The organism is Kosakonia sp. N21, from assembly GCF_050587465.1.
In the GTDB taxonomy this organism is placed as follows: Bacteria; Pseudomonadota; Gammaproteobacteria; order Enterobacterales; family Enterobacteriaceae.
The window spans coordinates 143,413-169,263 of sequence record NZ_JBOBHR010000005.1; the positions used below are offsets into that span (position 1 = coordinate 143,413).

A 25,851-nucleotide genomic window follows, 5' to 3' on the forward strand; every position below is an offset into this window, starting at 1 on the left:
TCTCTTCACCACCGGGATGCCATGATGATAATGAGAAAAACTGCGCTGTATATGATCGGCCCACTCCTCACCCCCTTTACGACGGGCGCATACGCCAGTGATGCGGCAGCGCCGCAGGATGCCTTTACGCTGGGACTGGGCGGGCAATACGCGCCACAATACAGCGGTTCAGACAAATACGCATTGCAGATTGTTCCCGTGATCCAGGCGCGCGATGGCGCCTTTTTTCTGGATACGGAAAAAGGGATTGGCTATGACCTGCAAACAGCGAATGGCCTCTATCTCGAACACACGCTGGGTTACAACCTCGGGCGGGCGGACAGCCGTTCCGACTGGCGGGACGGTGCAGACAACTTAAAAGGGATGGGCACGATTGATGCCGTCCTCAATACGGCGCTGGCCGTTGGCTGGTCGCTAACCCCCTGGCTGACGGTAGAAGGCAAAGCCACATTGCCGCTGACCGACAGCCAGGGCGTGCAATACCAGACCTCGGTAACACTTTTACCCGTGCAGAGCGCCTACGATACTGTCGCTATTCAGTCCGCCATTCTGTTCGGCGACAGTCGCTACATGAACACGTTTTATGGCGTGAACCGGCAACAAAGCCTCGGCTCCGGCTACAGCCGTTATTCGGCGAAAGGCGGGATGTACGGCATTGATACTCACCTTATCTGGAGCCACCAGTTTGATGCACACTGGGGGGCTACGTTCAGCGCCGGGTATCGCTGGCTGGATAGCGCAGCCGCAGACAGCCCAATCGTGCTGCGGCGCAACGAAGGTTCAGCTGTCGCCGCCTTCACCTATACCTTCTGACAGGAGCGCCAGAGCGTGGACAAAGAGGATTATCAACTGATGGGGATTATCTGGGGATTAAGCGCGGCGGCCTACCTGAGCGCCTGGTATTTCTACGTTGTGTTATTGCCATAGCCAGCCTGCGTACGTTTTTTATCACCTCCGGAACGCCACCCGAGTTTCAACGGCGCGATACCGGTGTCGAGCGGCCCCTTGTCATTCGCGCTTCATGAACGCATGCTGGTAATAGTGGGTGTCGCCAGCGCCAACGCGTGGCGTCATCCGCCCAACAATGCCGGGGCGGGAACATAACAGGCTTTAACCCTAACGTTTCCGGAGGTGGTGATATGCAACTTCACGAACTGATGGCCCCCGAATATTCTGATTATCCTTTTCGGCTGTATAAAAAACTCCATGAGAGTGGACCGCTGATCCAGGCCGGGGAAAACGTCATGATCAGCGGCCATCACGCCATTGTGGAAGCTCTGCTGAACGACAAACGAGCCGGTAAAAACTACATGGAAAGCGTCCGGCTGCGTTTTGGCGATGACGCGACTGCGCTGCCGGTATTCCAGGGGATTAGCCGAATGTTTCTTGTGCTGAATCCCCCGGAGCATGCCCGGCTGAGAGGGCTGGTGATGAAATCATTCAGTAGCAAAGAAATTCACGCCCTCAGAGAAATCGCCTTTACCGTGGCGCATAACCTGGTCGATGCCTTTGCCGGGCGTGACGGTTGCGATTTAGCCCAGCAATTTGCCTTTCCCCTGCCGGTGCGCATTATTTGCCGGATGCTCGACGTACCGGAGACAGACGCCGTCTCGCTTGGCGGTGCGGCCTCGGCGCTGGTGAAAGTGTTTGACCCGCAGATAACGGAGCAGGATCTGCTGAAAGCCACAGAGGCATTCGCCGTGCTTGAGGCCTACTTCAGCGCCCTTATCGTTTCGCGCCAGGGGTGCACCGCCAGCGATCTGGTCTCGCTTTTTTTACGTAGCGAAAATAACGGCGACAAACTGCAGCACGATGAAATTATCGCTAACGTCATCCTGCTGTTTATTGCCGGGCATGAGACCACCTCCAATATGATCTGCAACGCGGTGCTGGCGCTGCATGACAATCCTATGGAGCTGGAGTTACTGATGCAGGACAGATCCCTGTTGCCTGCGGCGGTAACGGAATGTGTACGCTATGACAGCTCGGTTCAGATGGTGTACCGCATCGCGCTTGATGATATCGAGGTACAGGGGCGCATTATTCCGCAGGGTGCCAGCCTGTTTCTGAGCCTGGGCGCCGCCAACCATGACCCGATGGTCTTCTCCTCCCCGGAAGTGCTCAATATCCGTCGCCGTGAAGGGCGAAGCCTCTCCTTCGGCGGTGGCTTACACCACTGTCTGGGCTATCGGTTGGCGCTGGCGGAGATGGAAGTTGCGCTGGAGGTGTTACTTACCCGTCTGCCGAAAATGCGGCCCGTGACGGCTGGCATTCAGCGTAATCGCCGGGCAAATTTACGCGGCGTCAGCGTCCTGCCTGTCACCTGGTAAATATAAACGAACAGAAATTGAGGGGCATATTCACAGCGAAAACGGTGTGATATTTACCCGGCAAAGAAAAAGACATAATTGATGGCCAATACATATTGGCTCCACACTCACTACAAAACAGGATAATAAAACCCCTGCATACTGTTCATCGTTCTCAGGAGGAACAATGAACAGACTAAAATATGCATGTCATTATGCAGAGTACCTTGCTAAAAAAATCAGAGCGGGAATGGTGGATGATAAAACATTCCACATCAGCCGATTGCAACGCGTGATAAACCGAAAACCTGACTTAATTCACCCGAGGACGTTAAGTGAGAAAATCTGTCACCGGTTACTTTTTGATCGCAATCCACTTTATACACGACTGGCGGATAAACTGGCAGTCCGGGAGTATATTCATAGCAAAACGGACAAATTAACCCTGGCGCCGCTGCTGGGTATTTACCGCAGTGTAAAGGAGATTGACTTTGCCCTGTTACCTGACAAGTTTGTGCTGAAATGCAATCATGACAGCGGCAGCGCGGTAATCTGTACGGATAAAGCCGCGTTGGATAAACCCCGCGCGTTGGCCAAACTGAAATTAGCCATGAAGAAGAATATGTATTACAGCACGCGTGAATGGCAGTATAAAAACATCACCCCGGTCATATTATGTGAAACGTACATTGATCTTTTTGCCAACCGCATAAAAGAGACCACGCCAGAAATGTTACGCATACATTGCTTTCATGGTATTGCCAGCATTATTGAAGCCGATATAACGGACAGTGCAGGCAATGAATATATCAACGTTTATGACCGGGCATGGCAACTGCAGCCATTTCAGATGGAGTATCCCAACACGCCTTATGCGGTTTCCCCACCCCCGAGACTCTACCAGGCGCTGGACGCGGCTCAGGATGTGGCTCGCGACATTGATTATTGCCGTGTGGATCTGATGCTACAGAGCGATGCGGTCGTTTTTAGCGAAATCACCTTAAGTCCACGCCGTGGAAAACTCAAAATTACGCCAGCCGAGTGGGATGTAAAACTGGGCGAGATGTGGCAATTACCGGAAACAGACAACAGGCTCAGATGAGCCTGTCAGGGGGAGTCCATTAATCCGTTTTATTTGCAGGCCACGAGAGGGTAAACACCGAGTGATGATTATTGAGCAAGGTATAGGTTACATCGCCACCGTGTGCATTCATGATGGCTTTGACCACTGACAACCCCAGCCCGCACCCTTTTGGGTTAACATTTCGCGCGCGTGAACCTCGCTGAAAGGGCTGAAACAAGAAGCGATGGAAATCGTCAGGAATACCCGGGCCATAATCCTCGATCTGAATATAAGACGATCCTTCCGCGATGCCATTTCTGATGACGATGATTTTGGGTGCGGCATATTTTATCGCGTTATCGAAGAGCACGGTAAGACATTGAATGATGCGTAATGGGTCGCAAACAGCGTGATGCGTCTGGAGCTGTGTGATGATTTGAAATTCATTGCGGGTGAACTCAAGCGAAAAAGCGTCGATCGCGTTCTGAATCGTTTCTTGCAGTTCAACATCGGTTAATTTCAGCGAAAAATCGGTGGTGCCGGAAGAACCGACAATCCGCAGATCGTCGATCAGGTTGGTCAACCCTTCCGTTTGTTTTAATAAATTATTGAATAAGGTGGGACTGGGTTCGAACACGCCATCAACCAGCCCCTGCAACCTTCCTCTTAACACGGTGACAGGGGTGCGGAACTCGTGTGCAATCGCGGCGTTCCAGGATTTTCGCTGGCTATCAAGCGCCTGTAATTTTTCCGCCATCTCATTAAAGTCATTGACTAAGTTGTTAAGCTCACCCAAATGCGAGTAGGCGCAAAATGCCCTCGCCCCCAGGTCGCCCTGAGCAATGCGCCGCAGGCTGGTTGCAACGGAACTTAATGGATTGAGTATTTTCGCTGATAGCCTGATGGTAAAGAAAAAAGAGACAATTAAACTGATGGCTGACGCAACGAAAAGCCAGATCCAGTCAATATATGTCACGCTGTCTTCGTCCCCGACGAGCGTGCCGCCCGGAATATAATCAATAATAAACGCATAGAAAAAATAGGACCCCATGATGGTTATCGCAATCACGATAAGCGTCAGGGAGATCATAAACAGCAGGATCTGTCGGCTGAGGGCCTGATCTTTATTCATTTGTTTTCACCCAGCCGGTAACCGATACCGCGAATGCTTTCTGGCGTCCCTTTTAATCCGCAGTTTTCCAGCTTTTTGCGCAGCTTACTGATGTGACTGTCAACGGTCCGGTCAAGCGCATCGCCCTCCGGCAGGCAGGAGCTTAACAATTCGTCACGCGAGAACACTTTTCTCGGGTTTCTGGCCATACAGGTCAGCAACCTGAACTCTGTTGTCGTCAGATCCAGCGTGACGATTCCCCCTTCGGTGGTGATTTCCACATAAAAATCTTCCGGGTAAATCGTTAAGTGAGGGGTGCGGATCGGCTTTTGATAACTGTTCTCCGCGCTGACGTTAGCGCGACGCAGCACGGCTTCTATCCGGGCGACCACTTCAGCGGGATTAAACGGTTTCACCACATAATCATCGGCTCCCAGCCTTAACCCCATCAATTTATCGACATCCTGATCGAGCGCGGTAACCATAATCACCGGGATGTTGCTTTCCCTCCGTAACGTCGACAGTACGCGCCAGCCATCGACCAGCGGGAGTTGAATGTCCAGCAACACCAGATCGGGTTTGCGTAATCGAAACTGTTCCAGCGCCTGTTCCCCGTCGGCGGCGCGAACCGTTTTCATCCCTGCCCGGTGAATATAACTCACTAAAATATCAGCGATTTCATCATCATCTTCAGCGACCAGAATAATTTTCTCATGGTTCATATGACCTCCGTCTCGTACCAATCCGCGTTATGGGTTTAATGTGCGCTCACAAAAAATAAAAACGTTTTTTTCTCATCATTTTTAAGGGCTTCAGATGCGTAAACGTCGTCATTGCAGATAATGTTCACCCGCGCCGCATCAATAAATTTTTGTTCGTTTTTAACTCACCTTCGCGCGTAATCCGACAGGATTAACAAGGTAAAAATCGTTATAATTTGCATGAGACGTTTTTTTAACTAAAAAGTTTCTTCGCGGTGCTAAAAAAAATGACTTTTCCATCAAATATGCGCTTTGGCATTGTCCATTGTTCATTTCATAAAAACAACAGCCTTCGATCTCTTTCATAAAAACACAGGTTCAGAATGGCGCTCCACACTTCCTCCACACTCAATCAATTATCATTACATACAGCCATACGATAATACGCTTTCATCGCAATGCTATTTGGATGTAATAACTGTGGCGAAATTTTTTACCGCATCACTCTTTTCTTCAGAAAAGATCATTTCGCTGTTTTTTTTCCTGGCAGGCACCTGGTCAATGCTCTATGGCTGGCTGGTTCTGATGCACTCAATTGGCGAGAGGGTCAAATGGACAATGCTGGCGTCACCGTTAACCTACGTGGGCATTTTGCTGACCTGCGCGTTAATTTTGCTGCAAAGAAAGGATGGCATCTTCCGCGAGTTATGTACCATTATTACGGTATTAGGTCTGTTTTTTATTTACCTGATTATTCTTTTCAACATATTGATATGTTCATACCCGACGACCTGCGATTTTATATTTTATTATGAATGTTTTATCGTCGTTTTTTTAGGCATAACACCATTGTATTTTGTTTTCAGGTTATATTGGCGCTAACCTGCGCGTTGAATCAACCTGGATGAGTAGACGTTATTTACGCGTTGGATTGGATATCGATTAATGTCTGACTTCTTTATTAAACGCCCGGTTTTCGCCTGGGTGATTGCGCTTTTCATTACCCTCGGCGGGATTCTGGCGATCCCGCAATTACCCGTGGCGCAATATCCCTCTGTGGCCCCGCCCAGTATCATCATTTCTGTAAGCTACCCTGGCGCTACGCCGCAAACCATGAATGATTCGGTGATATCCCTGCTCGAACGTGAAATTTCGTCGGTGGATCATCTGCTCTATTTTGAGTCAACCACCGATGTGTCCGGAACGGCATCCATCACGGTGACGTTTAAACCCGGCACTGACATTAAACTGGCGCAAATGGATGTGCAGAACCAGATAAAAGCCGTTGAGCCGCGCCTGCCGCAAGCCGTGCGACAAAATGGCATCAGCACGGAGGCCGCTAACCCGGGGTTTCTGATGATGGTGGGGCTGAAATCACCTTCCGGAGAGTATCAGGAGGCCGATCTCAGTGATTATTTCGCCCGCAACGTACTGGAGGAGTTGCGTCGGGTTCCCGGTGTCGGAAAGGTGCAACTTTTCGGCGCGGAAAAGGCGATGCGTATCTGGGTCGATCCGGTCAAACTTTTCGCTTATCGCCTCTCCTTCAGCGACATCACGCTGGCGTTAAATCAGCAAAACATGCAGATAGCGCCCGGAAGCGTGGGCAGTGAACCCGCCCTGCCCGGTCAGCCGGTGACTTACCCATTGAGGGTGCGCGGTCAGCTCACCTCCGTTGCGGCTTTCCAGAACATCACGCTGCGGGCCAATAGCGACGGGTCACGCGTCCGGCTCGGCGACGTTGCGCGTATTGAACGTGGCTTACAAAGCTATGCGTTCGCCATCCGGGAAAATGGTCATCCGGCTACAGCCGCGGCTATCCAACTGGCGACAGGCGCGAATGCCGTTAACACGGCGGCCGGCATCCGGGATCGTCTTGCAACCTTATCCACCGTGCTCCCTGAAGGGATGCAGTTCTCCGTGCCTTTTGACACCGCGCCTTTTGTAAAACTGTCGATTGAAAAAGTGGTTCATACCTTTTTTGAGGCCATGGTGTTGGTGTTTCTGGTGATGCTGCTGTTTCTGCAGAACCTGCGCTACACCTTTATTCCCGCCATTGTGGCACCGGTTGCGTTGCTGGGAACCTTTACTGTGATGCTGCTCAGCGGCTTCTCCATCAACGTTCTCACCATGTTCGGCATGGTGTTGGCCATTGGCATTATTGTGGATGATGCCATTGTGGTGGTCGAAAACGTCGAGCGGCTGATGGCGGAAAAAGGGCTTGCGCCACGGGAAGCGACGCAGCAGGCGATGCGTGAAATCACCCCGGCCGTTATTGGCATTACGCTGGTGCTTACCGCTGTGTTTATCCCGATGGGTTTTGCCAGTGGCTCGGTGGGGGTGATCTACCGCCAGTTTACGCTGTCGATGGCGGTGTCTATTCTGCTGTCGGCCTTTCTTGCCCTGACCCTGACGCCAGCGCTGTGCGCGTCACTGCTTAAATCGGTCAACCATCAGCGTGAGCGGGAAAAAGGGTTTAGCGGGTGGTTTAACCGCCATTTCAACCGGCTTTCTCTTCGCTATGCGTCCGCTCTCCACCGTACGATAACGCGCTCAGGCCGCATGATGGCGCTGTATGCGGTCTTATGCAGCGTCCTTTTTCTGGCGCTTCGTGAACTGCCTTCCGCTTTTATTCCCGATGAGGATCAGGGGTACTTTATCACCTCCGTACAGCTCCCTTCCGATGCAACGCAGGCGCGTACACAGGAGGTGATGCACCGTTACGAGTCGCTTGTCGCCGGGCGGGAAAGCATTCAGAGCAACCTTTCCATATTCGGTTTCAGTTTTTCCGGCTCGGGGCCGAATACGGCGCTGGCGTTTACCGTGCTCAACGGGTGGGATGATCGACATGGCGCAACGGCAGAGGGAGAAGCAAACGCGGTGCAGGCGGCAATGAGCGCCGATCCGGCGGCCACGGTGATGAGTATCATGCCGCCCGCGATTTCCGATATGGGAACCTCATCCGGTTTCACACTTTACCTTGAGGATCGCGCCGGACACGGCTATCCGGCGCTGCAAGCCGCTCTCGAACAGCTGCTTAGCCGCGCCGCCAAAAGCCACATTGTTGAAGATGTTTACCTGGACGGGCTGCCGGAAGGCATCAGCGCCGAACTGGAGGTGGATCGAGAAAAAGCGGAGGCGATGGGCGTTTCCTTTGAGGAGATAAACCAGACCCTCTCCTCGGCGAGCGGTTCGAATTATGTGAATGACTATACGGACAACGGACGCGTGCAGCAGGTGATCGTCCAGGCCGATGCGCCCTGGCGCATGCAGATACAGGACCTGATGAAACTGTACGTGCGCAACAAGAGCGGTGAAATGACGCCGCTGGCGTCGTTTGTGAAAGCCCGTTGGGGTGTATCACCGCAACAGCTCAACCGTTACCAGGGTTATCCGGCAGTCAAAATCAGCGGCAGTGCCGCCGCAGGTTACGCCAGCGGCGCGGCGATGGCGGAGATGGAGACGCTGGCTGCCACGCTGCCTGCGGGCTTTATGATGGAGTGGACCGGCACCTCCTTGCAGGAACGCGCATCCGCCTTACAGATGCCGATGCTGATGGCGCTGTCCGTGCTCACCGTGTTTATGGTGCTGGCCGCACTGTATGAAAGCTGGGCGATTCCCTTGTCGGTGATGCTGGTGGTGCCGCTGGGCCTGGCGGGTGCCGTGACTGCGGTTTATATCGCCGGGATGCCCAATGATGTCTTTTTCCGCGTGGGGCTTATCACTCTGATCGGCCTTTCCACAAAAAATGCCATCCTGATTGTTGAGTTTGCCCGACAGCTTCACGCCAGCGGGATGGGTCTCCATCAGGCGACCATCATGGCTGCGCGCTTGCGTTTACGTCCGATAGTGATGACCTCGCTGGCATTTACCCTTGGCGTGGCGCCGCTGATGCTGGCCACCGGAGCAAGCTCACAGACCCAGCACGCAATTGGTACCGGTGTTTTTGGCGGGATGATCAGCGGCACGCTGCTGGCAATCTTCTTTGTGCCGGTATTTTATGTGGTTGTCATGCGCGGTGTTGCCGCCATAAACCGCCGGAGAAAAGGCCTGTGAAGGCACGATACGGGCGGCGTTATCTGACAATCGGCAAATCGGGATAGTGGGTTGTATACCGGGGCGATAACATTTCACGTTTCATCGCCCAGCTTTGCTGGATCCCCTGCCCGGCAAACCATACGGTACCCCGGCCGGAATGATTCAGACGGTCAATGGCCTGCATCAGCGCATGGCTACCGGGCCGGGGCGGGTATTCATCGAATAGATTGAGCTGCGCGACGCCCTGGCTGAAAAAGTCGCTCAGCATCACCCCTGCTTTCATATAGCGAAAACCCTCTTTCCAGATCGCCTGCAGCGCATGAGTGGCAACACGAATAATGTCGCGGGTATCGTTGGAGGGAACCGTCAGTCGCCCGCTGGCTTGCGGGGCGTAAAACGTTTCATTTTGGGCATGCGGACTGGTGCGCATAAACACGCTTACTGCGCAGCAGAACTGCCTTTCTGCTCTCAGTTTTTCTGCCGCACGTTCAGCATAAGCGCACACCGCCTGATGCATATCACGGTACCCGGTAATGCGCTGGCTAAAGGAGCGGCTACAGATGATCTGCTGTTTGGCGGGGGCGAATTCATCAAATGCCAGGCAGGATTCGCCGCGAAGTTCACGGACGGTGCGCTCCAGTACCACGTTGAAGTGTTTACGAATAACCCATGTCGAGCTGTCGGCAAGTTGCAGCGCATTGTCGATGCCCATCAATGCCAGTTTTTTGCTGATACGCCGCCCCACACCCCAGACTTCGTGCACCGGCACCAGCGCGAGTAATTTACGCTGCCGATGCCGGGATGAGAGATCGACAACACCGCCTGTTTGCTGCCATTTTTTGGCGGCAAAATTGGCCAGTTTGGCGAGCGTTTTTGTGGGTGCAATACCGACACCGACCGTCAGCCCTGTATTTTTTAATACCTGTTTGCGGATCTGGCGGCCAAGCGTCTCAAGCGGCATATAGCTCGCGATACCGGACAAATCAACAAACGCTTCATCAATGGAGTAGAGTTCAACCGCAGGCACCATTTCTTCTAAGGTCATCATCACGCGGTTGCTGAGGTCACCATAAAGTGCGTAATTCGAACTAAAAACAGCCACCTGGTTGCGATGTAACTCGTCCTTAATTTTAAAGTAAGGCGCCGTCATGTTGATGCCCAGCGCCTTTGCTTCCGCCGAGCGCGAAATAATGCATCCATCATTGTTTGACACAACAACAACGGGTTTTCCCCGAAGATCGGGCCGAAAAACCGTCTCGCAGGAGGCATAGAAGTTGTTTACATCAACAAGCGCGAACATGGCTGTGTTTAACTCGCAATAATACTGTATATAAAAACAGTATTATTGCAATGCATGGACAAATCAAGCGCCTCAAAAGATGGCGGTGCGATCGTATTGAAGTTTGAGGAAATTTAGCGGCTGGTAAAAATCAGCCAACGGCAACGCCATCAGAAGACCGGAGTAAGAAGCGGGTGTTAACGCGTTCAATTTATGACTGTGGTAACAAAAAAGCCAGTCGCGATAACTGGCTTTTGGGCACTGTCTTTAATTATGCCAGCCATCCCGTCGCGGCAAGGTAGTCCTTTGATTGCGAGTTCGTGAAATCAATCATTTTGCTCAGGATAGTGACCGGGTCGGTGCCTTTTGCCTTCTCAGTATTGTAAATCTGCATCCGCTGCGCATCGACGTGCAATGCGTTCTGGTAAAACTGACGCTTGTAATCATCGCCAACCTTTTCGCCAGTGGAGGCGAGTTTGATATCTTCCATCCTGTTGGTCTTGATCGACTCACTCAGGTCATAGCAGATATCGCTGCGGCTATAAGCCATATCGTGCGCAAGTCTCTCCGCATCCTGAGCATCGGCCCGTGCATAGCGTAAAATATCTTCCTGTACTGCCGTTCTCGATTGCGTCGCGGTATTACTGTTGGTAGATGCTTGCGCCTTGTCTGCCGATGAAGCGTTCACGGTTTCGGTCGCTTTTGCCATCAGACTTTTGAAATCCTGTTGCTGCTCCGCTTTCCTGCTAACGGTGTTCCATAGCGAGGCAGTACTTCCAATTCCTTGAATAGCCATTTTCTACTCCTTCAGTTAGTCAGCCCCCTTCATTTTAATAATGACAATGCACACTGATGCGATGAAAAACGGGTAGATTAGCGTCCATTTTCTGTTTGTGGTGATGGCGGTTTTTTGCAGCTTCAGTGGTAACACTGATCGGCTCCCGGTAATGAGCTCAAGCGTTTTTTAACGCCACAGATGGCAGACAGACATAATCCAGGCACCAAAAGACCGTGTGAAAAGAAGTGGGCATTACGCAATGGGCAGCCCTTTCCCTCCCGGAGAGTAGCTCCGGAAGGGTTCTTGAAATAACGCGCTAAGAGTCCATCTTCGGGTGGTTTATTCCTCGGCGGGGATGTTGAACCAGGCCACATAAAGTGCAGGCAAAAATAGCAGTGTCAGTACGGTACCCACGATGATCCCCCCCATCATGGCGTAAGCCATTGGTCCCCAGAAAATCTCCCGCGCGATAGGTATCAGGGCCAGGGTTGCCGCCGCAGCCGTTAACATAATTGGCCGCATCCGGTGTTCTGTTGCCTCGACCACGGCCCGCCAGGGCGAAACGCCTTCAGAACGTAGCGTGTCGATGTGTACCACCAGGATGACAGCGTTGCGGATGAGAATACCGATTAGCGCCAGGATGCCTAAAATCGCGACAAATCCTAGCGGGGCATGGCTTAACAGCAACGCGGTTACAACGCCGATTACTGCCAGCGGCGCCACAGAAAAAACTAAAAACAGGCGATGAAAACTCTGCAACTGGATCATTAACAGTGTGGTGATAACAAACAGCATGACGGGCACCACCGTCAGTATCGGCGCCTGCGCCTTTTCACTCCCTTCCACAGCGCCACCAATCTCAACGGAGTAGCCCTGAGGGAGGCTATTTCGGAATGCCGTCACTTCTGGCTCCAGCCTTTGCACAATCGTGGCAGGTTGAATATCACCAAGGACACCGGCTTTCAGGGTGATCGTGGCTGCCCGGTCGCGCCGCCAAATCGTGGGCTGCTCAAGCTGGTAGTCAAACGTGGCGACTGACGATAGCGGTATCTGCTGGCCGTTACTGCTATCAAGCTGCAGATCTTCCACTGTGTGGCGATCGCTCGCCTGGCTCCGCCAACGCACGTCGATAAGATAAATGTCGTCGCGTATCTGAGTGACAAGCTCGCTACTCGCCAGCCCGTTAAGTGCCTGTGCGATGGTCTGTGACGACACTCCCAACTGACGGGCCTTATCCTGCAACACGTTAACCTTCACGACCCGCGCCGGTTCGTTCCAGTCAAACGCAAGGTTGGTCAGCGAGGGATCCTGCCCGATAACTGAAGCCAGTCTCTGCGCCTGTTCCCTTACCGTCTGAATATCCGGACCGGCCACCCGGTACTGAACGGGTTTCCCCACGGGAGGACCAATATCCAGTAATTTGACGTAAGCATCCGTGCCCGGGAACGTGTGGGCAAGATAGGTACGGTAGTCGTGCAGTAAGCGATCGCGGGTTTCAATGTCTTTAGCAACAATCACCATCTGACCAAAAGACACCGACGCAGGTTGAACATCAAAAGATAAAATAAACCGCGGTGCGCCCGTGCCAACATAAGTCGACCAGTGATCAATATCCTGATTATGCTGCAGTTTCTCCCGTTCGAATTTCGCCATTTGCCGACTCGTTTCCTGAAAAGAACTGTTTTGGGGCAGATTCCAGTCAATGATCAGCTCCGGTCGGTCAGAACTGGGGAAAAACTGATGCTGTACCCATGACAGACAGAGTAATGAAACGATAAAGGCCCCACTGACGCCACCCAGTGTCAGCCAACGGTGACGAAGACAACCGCGTAGAATGCGGGAAAATAACCGGTCCGTTCGACGCTTATGCCCGTCGTTCCTGGGGATCTTTTCAGGTAACAGAACGACGCCCAGCAGAGGGGCAATCAACACGGCAACGATCCAGGACACAATCAATGACACGGCAATCACGATAAACAGTGTGAACATGAATTCGCCGGCATTACTGGCATTGAAACCCACAGGAATGAAACTGGCGACGGTGACCAGCGTGCCCGTAAGCATGGGAAACGCGGTTGAGGTATACACATGAGTGGCGGCTTTCCTGAGACTGTCCCCCTTTTCCAGACGCGCCACCATCATCTCCGTTGCGATCATGGCGTCATCCACCAGCAGACCCAAGGCAATGATCAATGCCCCCAGAGAGATACGCTGTAATGAGATGCCCGCGTAATACATGACGAGAAAGGTTATCGCCAGCACAAGCGGAATTGAAATCGCCACAACCAGACCGGCCCGAATACCGAGGCTCATAAAACTGATAGCCAAAACAATGACCACCGCCTCAAATAAGGCGCGGGTAAAACCGGAGATGGCCTCTTTTACCACGGACGGCTGATCCGAGACTTTAGCGACCGATACCCCGACCGGCAGATCGTGCTTTATCGTATCCATCAACGTGTCGAGTGCATGGCCGAACGTCAACAAATTGCTGCCCGAACGGATCCCCACCGCCAGCGCAATTGCCGGTTTTCCGTCGAATCGAAATGCGGTTGTCGGTGGGTCAACATACCCGCGAGTGACGTTAACCAGGTCAGTTAACGGATAAAAACGGTTATTGATATATAAGTTAATTTGCCGCAGGTTTTTCTCAGAGACAAAACCGCCATTGACCCGTAATGCAATACGATCCTGTCCGGCGTCGATAAAGCCGGATTCCGTGACCGCGTTTTGAGCCTGAAGCGCCGAAACGACATCACTCCGGCTCACGCCAAGTTCGGCGCTTTTGCGTGCGTTAAACTCAAGATAGATGGCTTCGTCCTGCGCGCCGAGTATGTCAACTTTTCCGACATTCGCGAGCGCCAGAACACGCTTCTGCACATCATTGACATAGTCACGTAGCTGACGATGGCTGATCCCGTCGCTGGTAAATGCATAGATATTGCCGAACACATCATCAAAACGGTCATTAAAAAAAGGGCCTTGTATCCCGGACGGGAAGTCGCCCTGAATATCGCCCATCATATTGCGAACCCGCTGCCATACCGCACGGACATCTTTCGCGGGGGTATTTTCCTTCAGATCAACGAAGATAACGGTTTGCCCGGCCGTAGTCTGACTGCGGGTATGATCCAGGCTGTCGATCTCCTGCAACTTTTTCTCAATCCGTTCGGTTACCTGTTTTGTCATTTCCTCTGCAGTCGCACCGGGCCATTGCGCCTGGATTACCATGGTTTTGATCGTAAATTGTGGGTCCTCTTCTCGTCCTAATCCCTGATATGAAAAGAAACCCACCACGGCGGAGATAATAATGAAATACCAGACCAGAGAGCGATGTTTCAGCGCCCAGTCCGAAAGGTTAAATGTGTTCACAGCACAGACGTCCTCTGCATGCGGATTTTTTGCCCGGGTTGCAAACTGTTAACCCCGGCGGTGACGACGTTTTCCCCCTCCATCAGTCCACTGACCACCTGGACCCTCTCCTTCTGTGGTGAGACTACGACCTGAATTTTTCGCAGCTCAACCGTCATGCTTGATGGATCGATCACCCAGACAAAGCTGGCGTTCTGTCGTTCGAGAATGGCCGTGGAGGGAATGAATATCGTGTGACCCGTTTCAGGCGGAAAAACCGAAGAGACCAGCGTCACCACAGCGCCAATGCGCAATGACGCCGGAGCATCACGTAAGGCAATTTTCACCCGACGCAGGCGCGTAACGGTATCCGTAGCCGGGCTGATCTCCCTCAGTTCTCCCGTCCATTTCACAGAGGGATCCATCTGTAGGGTCACCACAAACTGTTGGCCTAAGCGGAGTTTCGTCAGTTGCTCTTCAGGGACATCGAAGACGGCATCGCGCAGGTCTAAATCCGCAAGTTGTAATACCGTCTGACCCGCACTCACCGTCTGTCCTGACTCGAGAGATACGGATGTAATAACGCCGTTGAAAGGGGCTTTCAGATCGGCATCCTTCATCTGTTCGGTGGCCTTCAGGAGCCTCGCCTGGGCTTCTCTTACCGCTTCCTTCGCCGTTGCCAGCGCCTGTTCGGCCACGTCACGTTCCTCCATACTGGCGAGTTGTTCCACTGCCAGCGTGCGCTGCCGTTTTGCCGTTAGCCGGGCTGTTCGTAGTGTTGCCAGGCTTTCCTGCACGCTGGCCTGCGCGCTTTGCACCGAGAATGCCAGCGCGAGAGGATCGAGCTGCGCCAGCACTTGTCCGGTGACGACTGCGTCGCCGATCTCCACATGACGGGAGATAATGCGTCCGCCGGTCTGGAAGGATAAAGGCGAGGTGAACCTCGGTTGCACCGTCCCTGCCAGGCTCAGACCGCTGGCGGACTCCGTCAGCGCCGTTGCGGAGAGAACGTAACGCGGCGCGGGTGGCCGGGTCGTTTTGTCATCACACCCTGCCGTCAAAACCAACATGATTGCCAGCGGGCCGTTGAACCATTGCTGTCGTTTCATTTCAATTCCGCTCCCGGATTACGCGCTGTCCCGTTCTCAGAAACTTTCCGCCATCAGTGACCACCCACATGCCCGGTTCAATTCCCGCCGTGACCACAACATCCTGAACGCGATAACGTGCTACCGTAACGTCATGCAGGGAGACTGACCCGTTATCCGCATCCATCACCCATACCGCAGGATGCCCTTGTCGGGAAGTGAGCGCGCCGGGCGGCAATAACATCACCGCCTGCTCTTTTGCCGCAAAGTGGCCTGCGACCGGCGTTCCGATTGCCCACTGTGCTGATGAAGGCAATGTCGCCTTTAAGCGTACGGTACTGTTGTTTTCATCCAGTATTGGCGCCACTTCGCGAACCGTTGCGAGGCATGCATCCCCCTCCGGGAGCAAACTGACACTGACTTCATCGCCCGGCCGTTCATTCAGTAAATGGCTCTCCGGAACCCTGAAGACCGCGTCGAGCGGACCCTCCTGCGCCAAGGTCAATACAGTTTGTGCAGCAGCGACCGTCTGTCCCGTCTCAAGTTGGCGCGAAATGATGACGCCGTCAGCATCCGCCTGGAGATCGGTATACGTCAGAGCGTCTTTGGCTGTATTCAATGCCGCCAGAGCGCTGTCTGCGTCTGCCTGTGCGCGACTTAACGCCTCCCGCGCCTGATCCCATTCAACCTGAGCAATAACATGTGTCTTCAGCAGCGTTTGATCGCGGTTAAAAATATTCTGTTTTAGCTGAAGGGTGGCCTGCGCCGATTGCAGCGTAGCCTGCGCCGCCTCGAGATCCGCCCTTTTTTTGACATTATCGAGACGGGCAAGGATTTGCCCTTTCTTGACATGGCTACCGACATCAACCCGCCGTTCAACCACCCTGCCGTCCGTTCTGAATCCCAGGTTAATCTGAAAACGGGGAGCCACTTCGCCCGATATAACCGCCACGTTCCGGAAGTGGGTCATTTGTAACTGAATCGCGTTAACCGGCTGAGGGGGTGGTGTCATTGTTTTCTTTTGTCCATCACATCCGCTAAGCGCTATCCAGGCTAATCCTGTAATCAGTACCCAAGGCCGTGCCATGCTGCCCCCGCGTCTTCAATGAGAAATCACGATGTCGGAGATCGGGCGGCGCCACCTTGCTTCTACCCTTGCGTTTTCAGCACGGTATCCAAGCGCAACAACCAGCGGGATGACCGATCCGCGCGGTAGTTTCAGCAGCGAAGCAACTTTCGATGCGGAAAAACCTTCCATCGGACAGGAATCGATGCCTTTGGCAGCCGCGCCAAGCATCAACGTTTGAGCGGCAAAAATGCCATTACGGGCTGCCCACTGGCGGCTACCGATATGGCCAACAGGGATAAGAGACAATGCAGGCCGGAACAGCGAGGCGAGACATACCAGCGGTGACCATAATGCGGAGGAGCCTGGCCCGAGGATTTTCTTAAACATGCCAACCTGCTTACGGTAATAAGCTTTCGAGTCCGGCCCTAATGCAGCGGAGCTTTCAACATGTTCAAGCTGAGCATGGGCTGTGCGTAACCCTAATGCAGGGCTCGCGACAATGACGACTAAATCTGCGGCGGTTGCGGCCGCTTTCTGACCATTGCAGACAGCAGCCATGCTGGCTTTCAACGCAGGGTCACGGATCCAGTGCAACTGGTAAGGTTGCATGTTCCCACTGGAAGGGGCATATGCAGCCGCTGCCAGCAATTCATGCATGTCAGTTTCAGGGATCGGGAGAGAGTTAAATTTGCGGATTGCTCTGCGGTACTGATTAACAGCCTGAAAGCATTCCCAGTTGTCTGAGGGGTTATGTGTTGTCATGTTGAAACGGCTCCGAAGATAAGAATGCGCTTGTGCATTCACCCGGCAAATCGTAAGTTAAAACTTATTTTTTAGAAACTCACGTTCCGGAGCCGCTTTGAGCAAAAGAAAAACGTCCGTTAACCCCAGGAAACGTCCCGCACAAGCGCGTTCCCGAGCGACAGTTGAAGCTATTATGCAGTCAGCGACTTACATTTTGACGAAAGTGGGATGGGAGGGGCTGACGACTAACGCCATTGCAGAAAAAGCCGGCGTCAATATTGGCTCGCTGTATCAATTTTTTCCGAATAAAGAGGCGATTATCGCTGAACTGCAGCGCAGGCACGCCGCTGCCACACAGACAGAGTTGTTGCAAACATTAGAGATTTTGCCGCAACAGCGTTCGCTCAGGGACGCACTGCTGCTGATTGTCGAAGGGATTATCACCGAACATCGCATCGCTCCCGCAATGCATAAAGCCATTCACGAAGAGTTACCTGGCTCGGTAAGGCATATCAATGATGATAAGCAAAAGCTGCACATGCTGTTTTCCGAAGCACTTAAGCCATTCATGGCCAATGTGCCCGACCCGGAGCTTTCTGTCTATCTAATGGGGGTTGCACTGCATGCCATCGTCCATACGGTTACGGCTGACCGCCCTGATTTGCTGGAACAACAGAGCCTCGTGACGGAGATCGTTACCCTGTTTGAAAACTATTTGTCGCGAAGCGGTACGCTGGCAATATTAAATTCTGAAGCCGGTAATTTAATCCAGCACTAACAATTTCATGTATTGCCTGGGCGGCATGCCCGTCAGCCGGGTAAAGGCGGTGGTAAAACTGCTGGCGCTCTGGTAGCCCAGGTCCAGCGCAACGCCCAGAATGGTTTGCCCCGCGCTCATCTTTTCTATCGCGACCATGGTCCTCAGCCTTTCCCGCCAGCGAATAAATGACATCCCCGTCTCTTCTGCAAAAAGACGGGATAGTGTTCTCTGGCTGGCGTGCGCCTGAGCAGATAACTGCGCCAGCGTCTGCGTGCAGCCAGGATCATTTCGCAGATGCGTAGTGATGCTGCGCAGCCTTTTATCCCGGCCTTCCGGTATGAACATGTCGGTTTTTAGCTTATTTTTTTTCAGTTGCCAAAGCAGCAATCGACGGATGAGATCTGACTCTTCCTCGCAATAACGCAGGTCCGTTATCTTCCGGGCCTCCTGCACCAGCGCCATCATCAGACCCGACACATTGAACATTTCTGCCGGTGGGAAAACGCCCGTTTCGTCGTCGGACATGAAACGGAGGTTCACCAGTTCGGTCTGGCGGGGATAAATAGCCCGATGAAGCACGCCAGGGGCAATCAGTACGGCGGTACCGGGCATCGCAAGCCACCATCCTGTTTCAGTCTGGATCCGGGCCGTCCCCGTTACCGCCACAGTAAGTTGAAACTCATCATGGTGGTGAAATAACACGTCATCACCGGCCGGGTGGGCACGAATTGATGCATACAAAGGGGGAGCGTCGGGCGCGTTCATAGGGGATACCTGGCGGATTAACGAACAAAAATGTCCGAATCTCAAAAGAATATTCATATTTTTTATCAGAAACTACGCTGTATGAAAACTGATGCGTTTTGTGCTGCGATAAAATGTCACTAAAACCATCTTAACTGTCTGTGGCATAAACATTTTCTGAGGGTAACGATGAATATAAAGATCATCATTGGCAGCGTCCGGCAAGGACGTATTGGACCGCAAATCGCTCACTGGGCGTATAACAACATTCAGAATGCTGGCACAAACGTGAGTGCTGAAATTGTTGATTTATCATTATGGCACCTGCCAATGGATGATGAACCACACCTGCCTGCAACCGGAAAATACCTCAAACCACATACCAAGCTCTGGAGCGAGAAAATCGCCGAAGGTGATATGTTTGTCTTTGTTTTTCCTCAATATAACTGGGGATATCCGGCGGCTTTAAAAAATGCGATAGACCATCTCTATAACGAATGGAAAGATAAACCAGCCCTGATGATCAGCTATGCCAACAGAGGTGGGAGTAAGGCTGCTGCACAGTTCAAAGACGTCCTGGACGGGATACATATGCGCCCATTGAGCACTGCTGTGGAAATTAAACTGTCGGAGCTTACGTTTGACGATCAAGGGCAGATCGCGTGTTGCGACGTTCAGTTAGAAAAATATAACGATTTGGTCAAGAGAGCCGTCGATGAAGCAGGGTCGTTGTTCCGGCAGTAACACATCGTCTGGGTATGCTGACGAAGAGGCCTGCCGGGCATGACTAGCCCGCATGGGTTAACAGACTGGGGTATTTGCCACATCCGCGCCTGACGTCTCCCGATCGCAGTATGAGCAAGAGTGATGAGCAAAAAAACGTTCGACGATAAACTGTCTCTTTCTCTCGCCTGGATGGGATAATATTGTCAATATTATCTCTTTATCACAGGTGGTACTGGTAATGGCGTTGATCCCCAAAAACTACTCGCGGCTGGAAAGCGGCTACCGCGAGAAAGCACTCAAAATCTACCCATGGGTATGTGGACGTTGCTCACGGGAGTTTGTTTATTCAAACCTGCGTGAATTAACGGTTCACCATATCGATCACGACCATACCAATAACCCGGAAGACGGCAGTAACTGGGAGTTGCTGTGCCTGTATTGCCATGACCATGAACACGCGAAGTACACGGAAGCCGAGCAGTACGGCACCACCGTTGTGGCGGGGGAAGACGCGCAAAACGATGTGGGTGCAGCAACCTATAATCCCTTTGCTGATTTAAAGTCGATGCTGACTAAGAAGAAATAGCGCCACTTTATTGTCACGCGGTCTGGTCTCCAGACTGCGATAAATGGCCTTATCCCTTTAACACATCAGAAGCCGTGCTCTCCCTCAACAGGAGAGCACTTACGTCGTGCCGTGTTGAGTTCATCACTGATTTCGCTAATTAGTTATGGTGCTCCCCCTGATGTCTGCTGTTCGTGCTGAAGGCAAAACGTCTTGCGGTATTTTTGCGGAGGAAGTTGGTATTTTTTGTGAAAAGCTCTGGTCAGTGATTGCTGAGAGTCAAAACCAAATTTCATTGCAAGATTTATTAAAGGCTCATTAGATGTGATAAGTTCATCGGCAATCAACTGGAGTTTTCGATCTCTAATATACTGCCCCAGTTTCTGACCCGTTTCGGCAAAAAAGAGTCGTTGTAAATGCCATTTTGAATACCCTGACTTGATGGCAACATTATCAATTTTCATGGGTGACTCAATATTGTTATTTATCCACAAAATCAAGCTTCTTATAAACTCTTTTTTGTTTTTCATAGTGTTAATCTCAATATCGCACTAATGAATACGTGAGCGAGCAGTGGTCATTCGGGTCACGCTTTCGATATATTTTCAACAAGGGGGGAATTTACCCTTATGGCGTGACGGACACCGTCGCAGATAATCCCGCTACCAGCTCAATCCCCGCAGGTAAGGTATCAATGTGAATGCGTACCGGGATGCGCTGCGCAAGCCGCACCCAATTAAATGTCGGCTCCACCTCGGGTAAACCAAGCCCGCCCGTCTCGTCATTATTGTCACCGATCCCATGCCCGATACTCTCAACATGCCCCGTCAGGGTGGGTTCAAATCCCATCAGCGCAATGTGCGCGGTATTTCCCACACGGATATGACGCAGTTTTGTCTCTTCAAAATACCCCACCACCCAGAAACTGTGGGCATCAACGATGGCGACTTTTGTCACCCCGGCGGTGGCATAGTCTCCCGGGCGGAGTCTGAGATGGGTGATATAACCCGCTACCGGCGCCCGCACGATGGCATGGGATAAATTAAGTTTCGCCAGTTCCAACGCAGCCAGCGCGCCATGATAATTTGCCGTTGCGATGTTTGCTGCGCTGTCTGTTTGCTGTAAATCCTCGCCGGAAATCACGCCCTTGATCCGGGTGCGTCTTGTTGCCGCATCCTGGCGCATAACCATCTCATGACGTTTCGCATCAACGTCAGCCTGTGCGCTGGACACCGCCAGCACCAGCCAGTGTGGATCGATTGAATAGAGCACATCGCCACGGTTAACCCATTGGTTATCGCGGACTGCCACATGGATGACCGGCCCGGAAACATCTGGCGCAATCTGCACCACATCTGCACGAACCCGGCCATCGCGGGTCCAGGGTGTCTGCGCATAGTGTTTCCACAGCATAAAAGCCAGAAGCGTTGCCACCACGACTGCACTTAACGTCAGTGCATAGCGACTCAATAGAGACAGAACAGATTTCATGTTAATAACCCCAACGCATTCAGCCCCTGCAAGAGCAGAAAAAAAGTAACGATACAGACAGAGAACCCCATCAGCGGGCGGCAAGGTAAACAGCGGTAGAGCCTGCTGAAAGAGAAAAGCGGCACGAATAACAGGATGCAGACCAGGGTCGCAAGCGCGACGATCAGCAGCCCCGGGAAGTAGACACCCCCGATATTAATGTCATTAATCATGGGGTTGCTCCCTATCCTGCTCCCTCAATGCGCAATAGAGATCAACCAGCCTGCCAACCATCTGGCGCGATGGCTCATGCGTTGCAGACAAAGAGACATCAATTATTGCGACGATACGCTGGTGCAAGGTGCGGGGGTCTGTCGTCCGGGTAAGCAAAGAAAGTACCTCATTAATATCCCTGGCCATTGCACGCTCCACCAGTGGATAGCAACGGCGTAAGTGCATAACAGAGAGGCCAATACGCAGAACGTGCAACAGGTGATTAAGCACCTCTTCTGCTGATTGCTGGCTGCGTGACAGACGTGGCAGTAATAACGCAGTCCGGTCTATCATCAAATTGGTCCAGTGTGCTTCGTCTGGTGTAAATACGCCTTTCACACTGCGCCGGATATCGCGCCGACAGATATCCAGCAGGCGATTGATGGCCGCGTCTGCCTGCACCGTTTGCAGTAAACGCATACTGACCACAGCAAAGCCGGTTGCGGAAAAGAGCGCGATGGCGGTATTGACAGCCGCCGCGAAGTCGCCGCTGTAATGGGGACCTAACTCACACAGCACGGGCAAGGTCAGCGTGATCCCCATGGCCATAAAGGTGGTGGGTGGCCGAGCCTGGAGCGATCCGGCCAGCAAATATGCCGGTGCCAGTACCGCAACCAGCACTGGGAAATCGCTAACCTGCGGAAGAAAAACAAAGCTGTAGAGCAGGCTGATGGCCACGCCCCAGACGGAACCTATAATGTATTTCACAATATGCGGGGCTGGCGTATCGAAGCTGCCAAACAGTGTGCAGCAGACCCCAAGGATAGAAACGGCTGTACCGCCATCAGGCCAGGCCGAATAAATCCAGACCAGACAACCGCTCAGAATGATCGCAAAAGCGCCTAACGCAGCACGTGCCGCAGTAAAGCTGTCACGATGAAAAACATACCCTTTTGCACCCTTACCTTCCGGCTGAACCGACATGGGTTTCGCATGATGGATGGCATCGGAAAGGCGATCGCATTGCTGCAGAAGGGTCACGGCTTCCGTAAGATAACGGACAAAGCTCACCTGCAACGCCTCTTCAAACGTCACGGCACAGGTCGCATGCTGTTCAGCTAACTGCTCACTTCTTTGTTTTAGCTCGCCGGCCATGATTTTTCGCTCCCCCTCATCGTCACAGCGAAGCCAGTGTTGAACATCGCTCAACAGGATCTGCACGTCGGCGGGAAGCGCCTTTGTCATTTGTAAGCGATCGCGTAATTCACAACTCACAATTAACAACCGCGCCAGCCTGTCATGGATGGCTTTTCTGGCCTGCCGGACCGGAACCGCGAGGGCAAAGTCATAGGGAATATGGTGGCTTATGCCTTGCAGAGACTGCAAGGCCAGTGCCAGGCGCAGGCTCCCTGTACGCTCATCAGGTTGACCTGCCAGTGCACCGGCAAGTATCTGCCGTGCTGACCGCAGCGTCTCCGATAGCGTGCTGTTGAACAGCCCGGACAGACGTTTTGGTAAAACATACCGATGAATAAGCGCGGCACAGAAGATACCAATAACGATCTCCTGCACCCGGGTAATGGCAGTATCAAAGATTGTGCCGGGCTCCAGAACAGCAGGAAAACCAATCAGGCTCGCGGTGTAACCGGCTAAAACAAAGGCATAAGCGCGGGGCGTGCGTTCAAGCAGCGATAAGTAAAGGCAGAAAGTGATCCAGCCGCTCAGCATCACGCTGCATAAGATCGGCATAGTCACGAAAGTGGGTACCAGTAAAACGGTGGCCCCGGCGCCGATTATCGTTCCGGCCAGACGATAAAGGCATCGGCTCAGTGAAGCGCCAACCGAGGTTTGCGAAACGATATAGACGGTAATGATTGCCCAGGATGGCCTTTCAAGGCCGATCGATAAGGCGATGTAATAGGCCAGCATCGCTGCGGCAAAGCTCTTGATGGAATACAGCACGGCATTTGCATCGTTCAGCAGAACGGATGAGGTCAGTGCCAGGCTCACCCGGCGAAACGCGTCGCCTGTAGCCCGCAAAGAACGAGAGTGAATGACGTTGATTTTGCTCATGCCGGGGATTATTACCGGCTTGCGCCCGCCATCAAATACTCTATTCTGTCAAAAAATACCTAAATGTTGCCAATAATATGAAATCCACATTCGCGAATACCCTGTTTGATCCTGACTCCACGTCGTGCCCGGCGGTTGCGCGTCATCTTGACTTCATTGATTACGAAGCCGAAGTGCCGGTTCATACCCACCGCAAGGGGCAGTTGATCATTGCGCTGTATGGTGCTGTTATCTGTCGCGCGGAAAACGATATATGGATAGTGCCGCCTCACTGCGCCGTCTGGATCCCCGGCGGCATCCCTCATAGCGCCAGAGCTACCTGGAACGCGCATCTCAATTATTTATTTATCGAACCCGGAGCCGCAGCACTGCCGGAAAAATGTTGCACCCTGGCGATTTCTCCGCTGATTAACGCGTTAGTTGACCGTTTGACTCACGAGCGAGTTGATTACCCACCCGAGAGCCATGCTGCAAGGCTCACCAGAGTGACGCTCGACGAATTGGCCACGATGCCACAGCAGAAATTGAGTTTGCCTGTCTCCGGAAATCCTAAAATACGCACCATGGCCGATGCGCTGGTCAGTCACCCGGAGGATCGCAGTACGTTTAAAGAATGGGCGAAACGGCTGGCGCTCAGTGAACGTTCTCTGGCGCGATTGATGCTGCGCGAGACGGGACTGACCTTTGGACGATGGCGCCAGCAACTTCATTTGATCATCGCACTTCAGGAGTTAGCCAGCGGTGTTACGGTACAAAACGTGGCGGCTAAATTGGGGTATGAGTCCGTTAATGCGTTCATTACCATGTTCAGGAAAGCGATGGGCAGTACGCCCGCGCACTATTTTTCCGAACGAAAAACAAGTACACACCAGGGAGATTCGTCATGACCTTTTCTGGCGCGGCGCGGGCAGCAAAAACACGCCCGGAGGCCGCTTTGAGCTACGGATACTCATGGGCGAGTTTATCGCCAGCCGGGAGCTGGCTTGCATCAACAACCGCGAGCATGTCTGTTTGCTTTTAAAGTAAAGGTGACCACGCCGAAGAGTTGCAGCTCTTCCTCCGACTGGAAAGTGACAGGAGCATAATTGGCGTTATGCGGCATAAGCTGAAGTGATGGACGGGTCCGCAACTCTTTCACCGTAAACTCCCCCGCCACGGCTGCCACAACGATGTCGCCATGCACAGCGGTCAACGACCGATCGACGACCAGCAAATCACCGTCGCTGATGCCTGCACCGATCATAGAATCACCACTGACCCGAACAAAGTAGGTGGCGCTGGGATGTTTAACGACCAGCTTGTTCAGATCCAGGCTCTCTTCAATATAGTCCTGTGCCGGGCTGGGGAAACCGCACGGAACGCGGTCTAAAAATAAAGGGACTTCAATATGTTTTTCTTGTTTATAGGCATAAAGGATGGTCATGATTACCCACCTCATAATACTGTGTTTACATACAGTATTATGAGGGAAGTGGCGGGTCAAGCGGCGTATAACGGCGTAGCGTGAAGTGACTGAAGTCGCAAGGAATTTAACGGGTCGCGCCTTTCCTGTATTCACAGGACTGTTACTAATGGCAGGACTGATGTACGCGCCTTGCTTGCTGCATCGGGCAAAAGCCAGACGAGGTGACGGCATTGACCTGTGCGTGAAGTCATTTATGGGAAGCCTCATCCGCCGGATCGGACGTTGAGCGCAACAGTTCGCAATATTACCGCCACAATGAGGCTTTTATTAACAACACGCCGTGGGCGCGCATGGATATTATTACAGT

22 protein-coding genes are annotated in these 25,851 nt (G+C 52.6%); 8 read left to right on the top strand and 14 right to left on the bottom strand.

The features are described from left to right. Nucleotides 1–24: 24 nt before the first annotated feature. The 3 genes from ACQ3G7_RS13765 (at nt 25) to ACQ3G7_RS13775 (ending at nt 3,411) form a co-directional block, all read left to right on the top strand. The gene (locus ACQ3G7_RS13765; protein ID WP_430890445.1) at nt 25–813 is read left to right on the top strand and encodes a MipA/OmpV family protein; all 789 of its coding nucleotides are present in this window, start codon (nt 25–27) and stop codon (nt 811–813) included. Between the two features lie 326 nt (nt 814–1,139). Next, a complete protein-coding gene (locus ACQ3G7_RS13770; protein WP_430890238.1) occupies nt 1,140–2,330 on the top strand; it encodes a cytochrome P450 in 1,191 nt (396 codons plus the stop codon). Nucleotides 2,331–2,496: 166 nt separating this feature from the next. Further along, complete coding sequence (locus tag ACQ3G7_RS13775; protein ID WP_430890239.1) at nt 2,497–3,411, top strand: ATP-grasp fold amidoligase family protein; 915 nt, start codon at nt 2,497–2,499, stop codon at nt 3,409–3,411. Between the two features lie 19 nt (nt 3,412–3,430). Here ACQ3G7_RS13775 and ACQ3G7_RS13780 read toward each other — a convergent pair whose 3' ends face one another. Together ACQ3G7_RS13780 and ACQ3G7_RS13785 are read right to left on the bottom strand one after the other, a co-directional pair. After that, complete coding sequence (locus tag ACQ3G7_RS13780) at nt 3,431–4,504, bottom strand: ATP-binding protein (protein WP_430890240.1); 1,074 nt, start codon at nt 4,502–4,504, stop codon at nt 3,431–3,433. Then, nucleotides 4,501–5,205, bottom strand: a complete 705-nt coding sequence (locus tag ACQ3G7_RS13785; RefSeq protein ID WP_263096785.1) for a response regulator — start codon at nt 5,203–5,205, stop codon at nt 4,501–4,503. The genes ACQ3G7_RS13780 and ACQ3G7_RS13785 overlap by 4 nt, the downstream gene beginning before the upstream one ends. 924 nt (nt 5,206–6,129) lie before the next feature. On the opposite strand from ACQ3G7_RS13785, the gene ACQ3G7_RS13790 reads away from it, so the two are divergent. Continuing rightward, nucleotides 6,130–9,237, top strand: coding sequence for a multidrug efflux RND transporter permease subunit (locus ACQ3G7_RS13790; RefSeq protein WP_430890241.1), 3,108 nt, complete (start codon nt 6,130–6,132; stop codon nt 9,235–9,237). A gap of 19 nt (nt 9,238–9,256) precedes the next feature. Here the strand turns inward: ACQ3G7_RS13790 and umuC are convergent, their stop codons facing one another. The 6 genes from umuC to ACQ3G7_RS13820 form a co-directional block, all read right to left on the bottom strand. Then, nucleotides 9,257–10,519 (bottom strand): translesion error-prone DNA polymerase V subunit UmuC, encoded by a 1,263-nt coding sequence (gene umuC / locus ACQ3G7_RS13795; RefSeq protein ID WP_430890242.1) that lies wholly within the window; start codon nt 10,517–10,519, stop codon nt 9,257–9,259. A gap of 250 nt (nt 10,520–10,769) precedes the next feature. Then, a complete protein-coding gene (locus ACQ3G7_RS13800; protein WP_430890243.1) occupies nt 10,770–11,294 on the bottom strand; it encodes a hypothetical protein in 525 nt (174 codons plus the stop codon). Between the two features lie 321 nt (nt 11,295–11,615). Continuing rightward, the gene (locus ACQ3G7_RS13805) at nt 11,616–14,648 is read right to left on the bottom strand and encodes an efflux RND transporter permease subunit (protein WP_430890244.1); all 3,033 of its coding nucleotides are present in this window, start codon (nt 14,646–14,648) and stop codon (nt 11,616–11,618) included. After that, entirely contained in the window at nt 14,645–15,736 is a 1,092-nt protein-coding gene (locus tag ACQ3G7_RS13810) for an efflux RND transporter periplasmic adaptor subunit (RefSeq protein ID WP_430890245.1), read from the bottom strand. Before ACQ3G7_RS13810 ends, ACQ3G7_RS13805 begins: the two co-directional genes overlap by 4 nt. A gap of 1 nt (nt 15,737) precedes the next feature. Then, nucleotides 15,738–16,727 carry an efflux RND transporter periplasmic adaptor subunit gene (locus ACQ3G7_RS13815; protein WP_430890246.1) on the bottom strand — a complete coding sequence of 330 codons (990 nt, stop codon included), beginning with the start codon at nt 16,725–16,727 and terminating at the stop codon, nt 15,738–15,740. Between the two features lie 90 nt (nt 16,728–16,817). Then, nucleotides 16,818–17,546, bottom strand: coding sequence for a nitroreductase family protein (locus ACQ3G7_RS13820; protein ID WP_430890247.1), 729 nt, complete (start codon nt 17,544–17,546; stop codon nt 16,818–16,820). 97 nt (nt 17,547–17,643) lie between these two features. On the opposite strand from ACQ3G7_RS13820, the gene ACQ3G7_RS13825 reads away from it, so the two are divergent. Beyond that, entirely contained in the window at nt 17,644–18,306 is a 663-nt protein-coding gene (locus ACQ3G7_RS13825; RefSeq protein ID WP_430890248.1) for a TetR/AcrR family transcriptional regulator, read from the top strand. Here the strand turns inward: ACQ3G7_RS13825 and ACQ3G7_RS13830 are convergent. Further along, the gene (locus ACQ3G7_RS13830) at nt 18,292–19,110 is read right to left on the bottom strand and encodes a helix-turn-helix domain-containing protein (RefSeq protein WP_430890249.1); all 819 of its coding nucleotides are present in this window, start codon (nt 19,108–19,110) and stop codon (nt 18,292–18,294) included. The genes ACQ3G7_RS13825 and ACQ3G7_RS13830 overlap by 15 nt on opposite strands. 111 nt (nt 19,111–19,221) lie before the next feature. Between ACQ3G7_RS13830 and ACQ3G7_RS13835 the strand changes: the two genes are divergently transcribed. Beyond that, nucleotides 19,222–19,776 (top strand): NADPH-dependent FMN reductase, encoded by a 555-nt coding sequence (locus tag ACQ3G7_RS13835; protein WP_430890250.1) that lies wholly within the window; start codon nt 19,222–19,224, stop codon nt 19,774–19,776. Between the two features lie 220 nt (nt 19,777–19,996). Further along, the gene (gene yajD / locus ACQ3G7_RS13840) at nt 19,997–20,344 is read left to right on the top strand and encodes an HNH nuclease YajD (RefSeq protein ID WP_263096798.1); all 348 of its coding nucleotides are present in this window, start codon (nt 19,997–19,999) and stop codon (nt 20,342–20,344) included. A gap of 143 nt (nt 20,345–20,487) precedes the next feature. On the opposite strand, the gene ACQ3G7_RS13845 is transcribed toward yajD, so the two are convergent. The 4 genes from ACQ3G7_RS13845 to ACQ3G7_RS13860 all read right to left on the bottom strand — a co-directional run bounded on the left by ACQ3G7_RS13845 (nt 20,488) and on the right by ACQ3G7_RS13860 (nt 24,079). Next, nucleotides 20,488–20,862, bottom strand: a complete 375-nt coding sequence (locus ACQ3G7_RS13845) for a helix-turn-helix domain-containing protein (RefSeq protein WP_430890446.1) — start codon at nt 20,860–20,862, stop codon at nt 20,488–20,490. Between the two features lie 88 nt (nt 20,863–20,950). Continuing rightward, nucleotides 20,951–21,814, bottom strand: coding sequence for an HlyD family secretion protein (locus tag ACQ3G7_RS13850; RefSeq protein WP_430890251.1), 864 nt, complete (start codon nt 21,812–21,814; stop codon nt 20,951–20,953). After that, nucleotides 21,811–22,026, bottom strand: coding sequence for a DUF1656 domain-containing protein (locus tag ACQ3G7_RS13855; protein WP_430890252.1), 216 nt, complete (start codon nt 22,024–22,026; stop codon nt 21,811–21,813). Before ACQ3G7_RS13855 ends, ACQ3G7_RS13850 begins: the two co-directional genes overlap by 4 nt. After that, nucleotides 22,019–24,079 (bottom strand): FUSC family protein, encoded by a 2,061-nt coding sequence (locus tag ACQ3G7_RS13860; RefSeq protein WP_430890253.1) that lies wholly within the window; start codon nt 24,077–24,079, stop codon nt 22,019–22,021. The genes ACQ3G7_RS13855 and ACQ3G7_RS13860 overlap by 8 nt, the downstream gene beginning before the upstream one ends. 77 nt (nt 24,080–24,156) lie before the next feature. Between ACQ3G7_RS13860 and ACQ3G7_RS13865 the strand changes: the two genes are divergently transcribed. Continuing rightward, nucleotides 24,157–24,966 carry an AraC family transcriptional regulator gene (locus ACQ3G7_RS13865; RefSeq protein ID WP_430890254.1) on the top strand — a complete coding sequence of 270 codons (810 nt, stop codon included), beginning with the start codon at nt 24,157–24,159 and terminating at the stop codon, nt 24,964–24,966. Nucleotides 24,967–25,067: 101 nt separating this feature from the next. On the opposite strand, the gene umuD is transcribed toward ACQ3G7_RS13865, so the two are convergent. Continuing rightward, on the bottom strand, nt 25,068–25,502 hold the full coding sequence (gene umuD / locus ACQ3G7_RS13870; protein ID WP_430890255.1) for a translesion error-prone DNA polymerase V autoproteolytic subunit: 435 nt from the start codon (nt 25,500–25,502) through the stop codon (nt 25,068–25,070). Nucleotides 25,503–25,851: the final 349 nt, after the last annotated feature.

What these genes read in the sequence shown, in the direction of transcription:
- ACQ3G7_RS13765 (WP_430890445.1), top strand. Translation starts at nt 25, where the DNA reads ATGATAATGAGAAAAACTGCGCTGTATATGATCGGCCCACTCCTCACC.
- ACQ3G7_RS13770 (WP_430890238.1), top strand. Translation starts at nt 1,140, where the DNA reads ATGCAACTTCACGAACTGATGGCCCCCGAATATTCTGATTATCCTTTT.
- ACQ3G7_RS13775 (WP_430890239.1), top strand. Translation starts at nt 2,497, where the DNA reads ATGAACAGACTAAAATATGCATGTCATTATGCAGAGTACCTTGCTAAA.
- ACQ3G7_RS13780 (WP_430890240.1), bottom strand. Translation starts at nt 4,504, where the DNA reads ATGAATAAAGATCAGGCCCTCAGCCGACAGATCCTGCTGTTTATGATC.
- ACQ3G7_RS13785 (WP_263096785.1), bottom strand. Translation starts at nt 5,205, where the DNA reads ATGAACCATGAGAAAATTATTCTGGTCGCTGAAGATGATGATGAAATC.
- ACQ3G7_RS13790 (WP_430890241.1), top strand. Translation starts at nt 6,130, where the DNA reads ATGTCTGACTTCTTTATTAAACGCCCGGTTTTCGCCTGGGTGATTGCG.
- umuC (WP_430890242.1), bottom strand. Translation starts at nt 10,519, where the DNA reads ATGTTCGCGCTTGTTGATGTAAACAACTTCTATGCCTCCTGCGAGACG.
- ACQ3G7_RS13800 (WP_430890243.1), bottom strand. Translation starts at nt 11,294, where the DNA reads ATGGCTATTCAAGGAATTGGAAGTACTGCCTCGCTATGGAACACCGTT.
- ACQ3G7_RS13810 (WP_430890245.1), bottom strand. Translation starts at nt 15,736, where the DNA reads ATGAAACGACAGCAATGGTTCAACGGCCCGCTGGCAATCATGTTGGTT.
- ACQ3G7_RS13815 (WP_430890246.1), bottom strand. Translation starts at nt 16,727, where the DNA reads ATGACACCACCCCCTCAGCCGGTTAACGCGATTCAGTTACAAATGACC.
- ACQ3G7_RS13820 (WP_430890247.1), bottom strand. Translation starts at nt 17,546, where the DNA reads ATGACAACACATAACCCCTCAGACAACTGGGAATGCTTTCAGGCTGTT.
- ACQ3G7_RS13830 (WP_430890249.1), bottom strand. Translation starts at nt 19,110, where the DNA reads ATGAATATTCTTTTGAGATTCGGACATTTTTGTTCGTTAATCCGCCAG.
- ACQ3G7_RS13835 (WP_430890250.1), top strand. Translation starts at nt 19,222, where the DNA reads ATGAATATAAAGATCATCATTGGCAGCGTCCGGCAAGGACGTATTGGA.
- yajD (WP_263096798.1), top strand. Translation starts at nt 19,997, where the DNA reads ATGGCGTTGATCCCCAAAAACTACTCGCGGCTGGAAAGCGGCTACCGC.
- ACQ3G7_RS13850 (WP_430890251.1), bottom strand. Translation starts at nt 21,814, where the DNA reads ATGAAATCTGTTCTGTCTCTATTGAGTCGCTATGCACTGACGTTAAGT.
- ACQ3G7_RS13855 (WP_430890252.1), bottom strand. Translation starts at nt 22,026, where the DNA reads ATGATTAATGACATTAATATCGGGGGTGTCTACTTCCCGGGGCTGCTG.
- ACQ3G7_RS13860 (WP_430890253.1), bottom strand. Translation starts at nt 24,079, where the DNA reads ATGAGCAAAATCAACGTCATTCACTCTCGTTCTTTGCGGGCTACAGGC.
- ACQ3G7_RS13865 (WP_430890254.1), top strand. Translation starts at nt 24,157, where the DNA reads ATGAAATCCACATTCGCGAATACCCTGTTTGATCCTGACTCCACGTCG.
- umuD (WP_430890255.1), bottom strand. Translation starts at nt 25,502, where the DNA reads ATGACCATCCTTTATGCCTATAAACAAGAAAAACATATTGAAGTCCCT.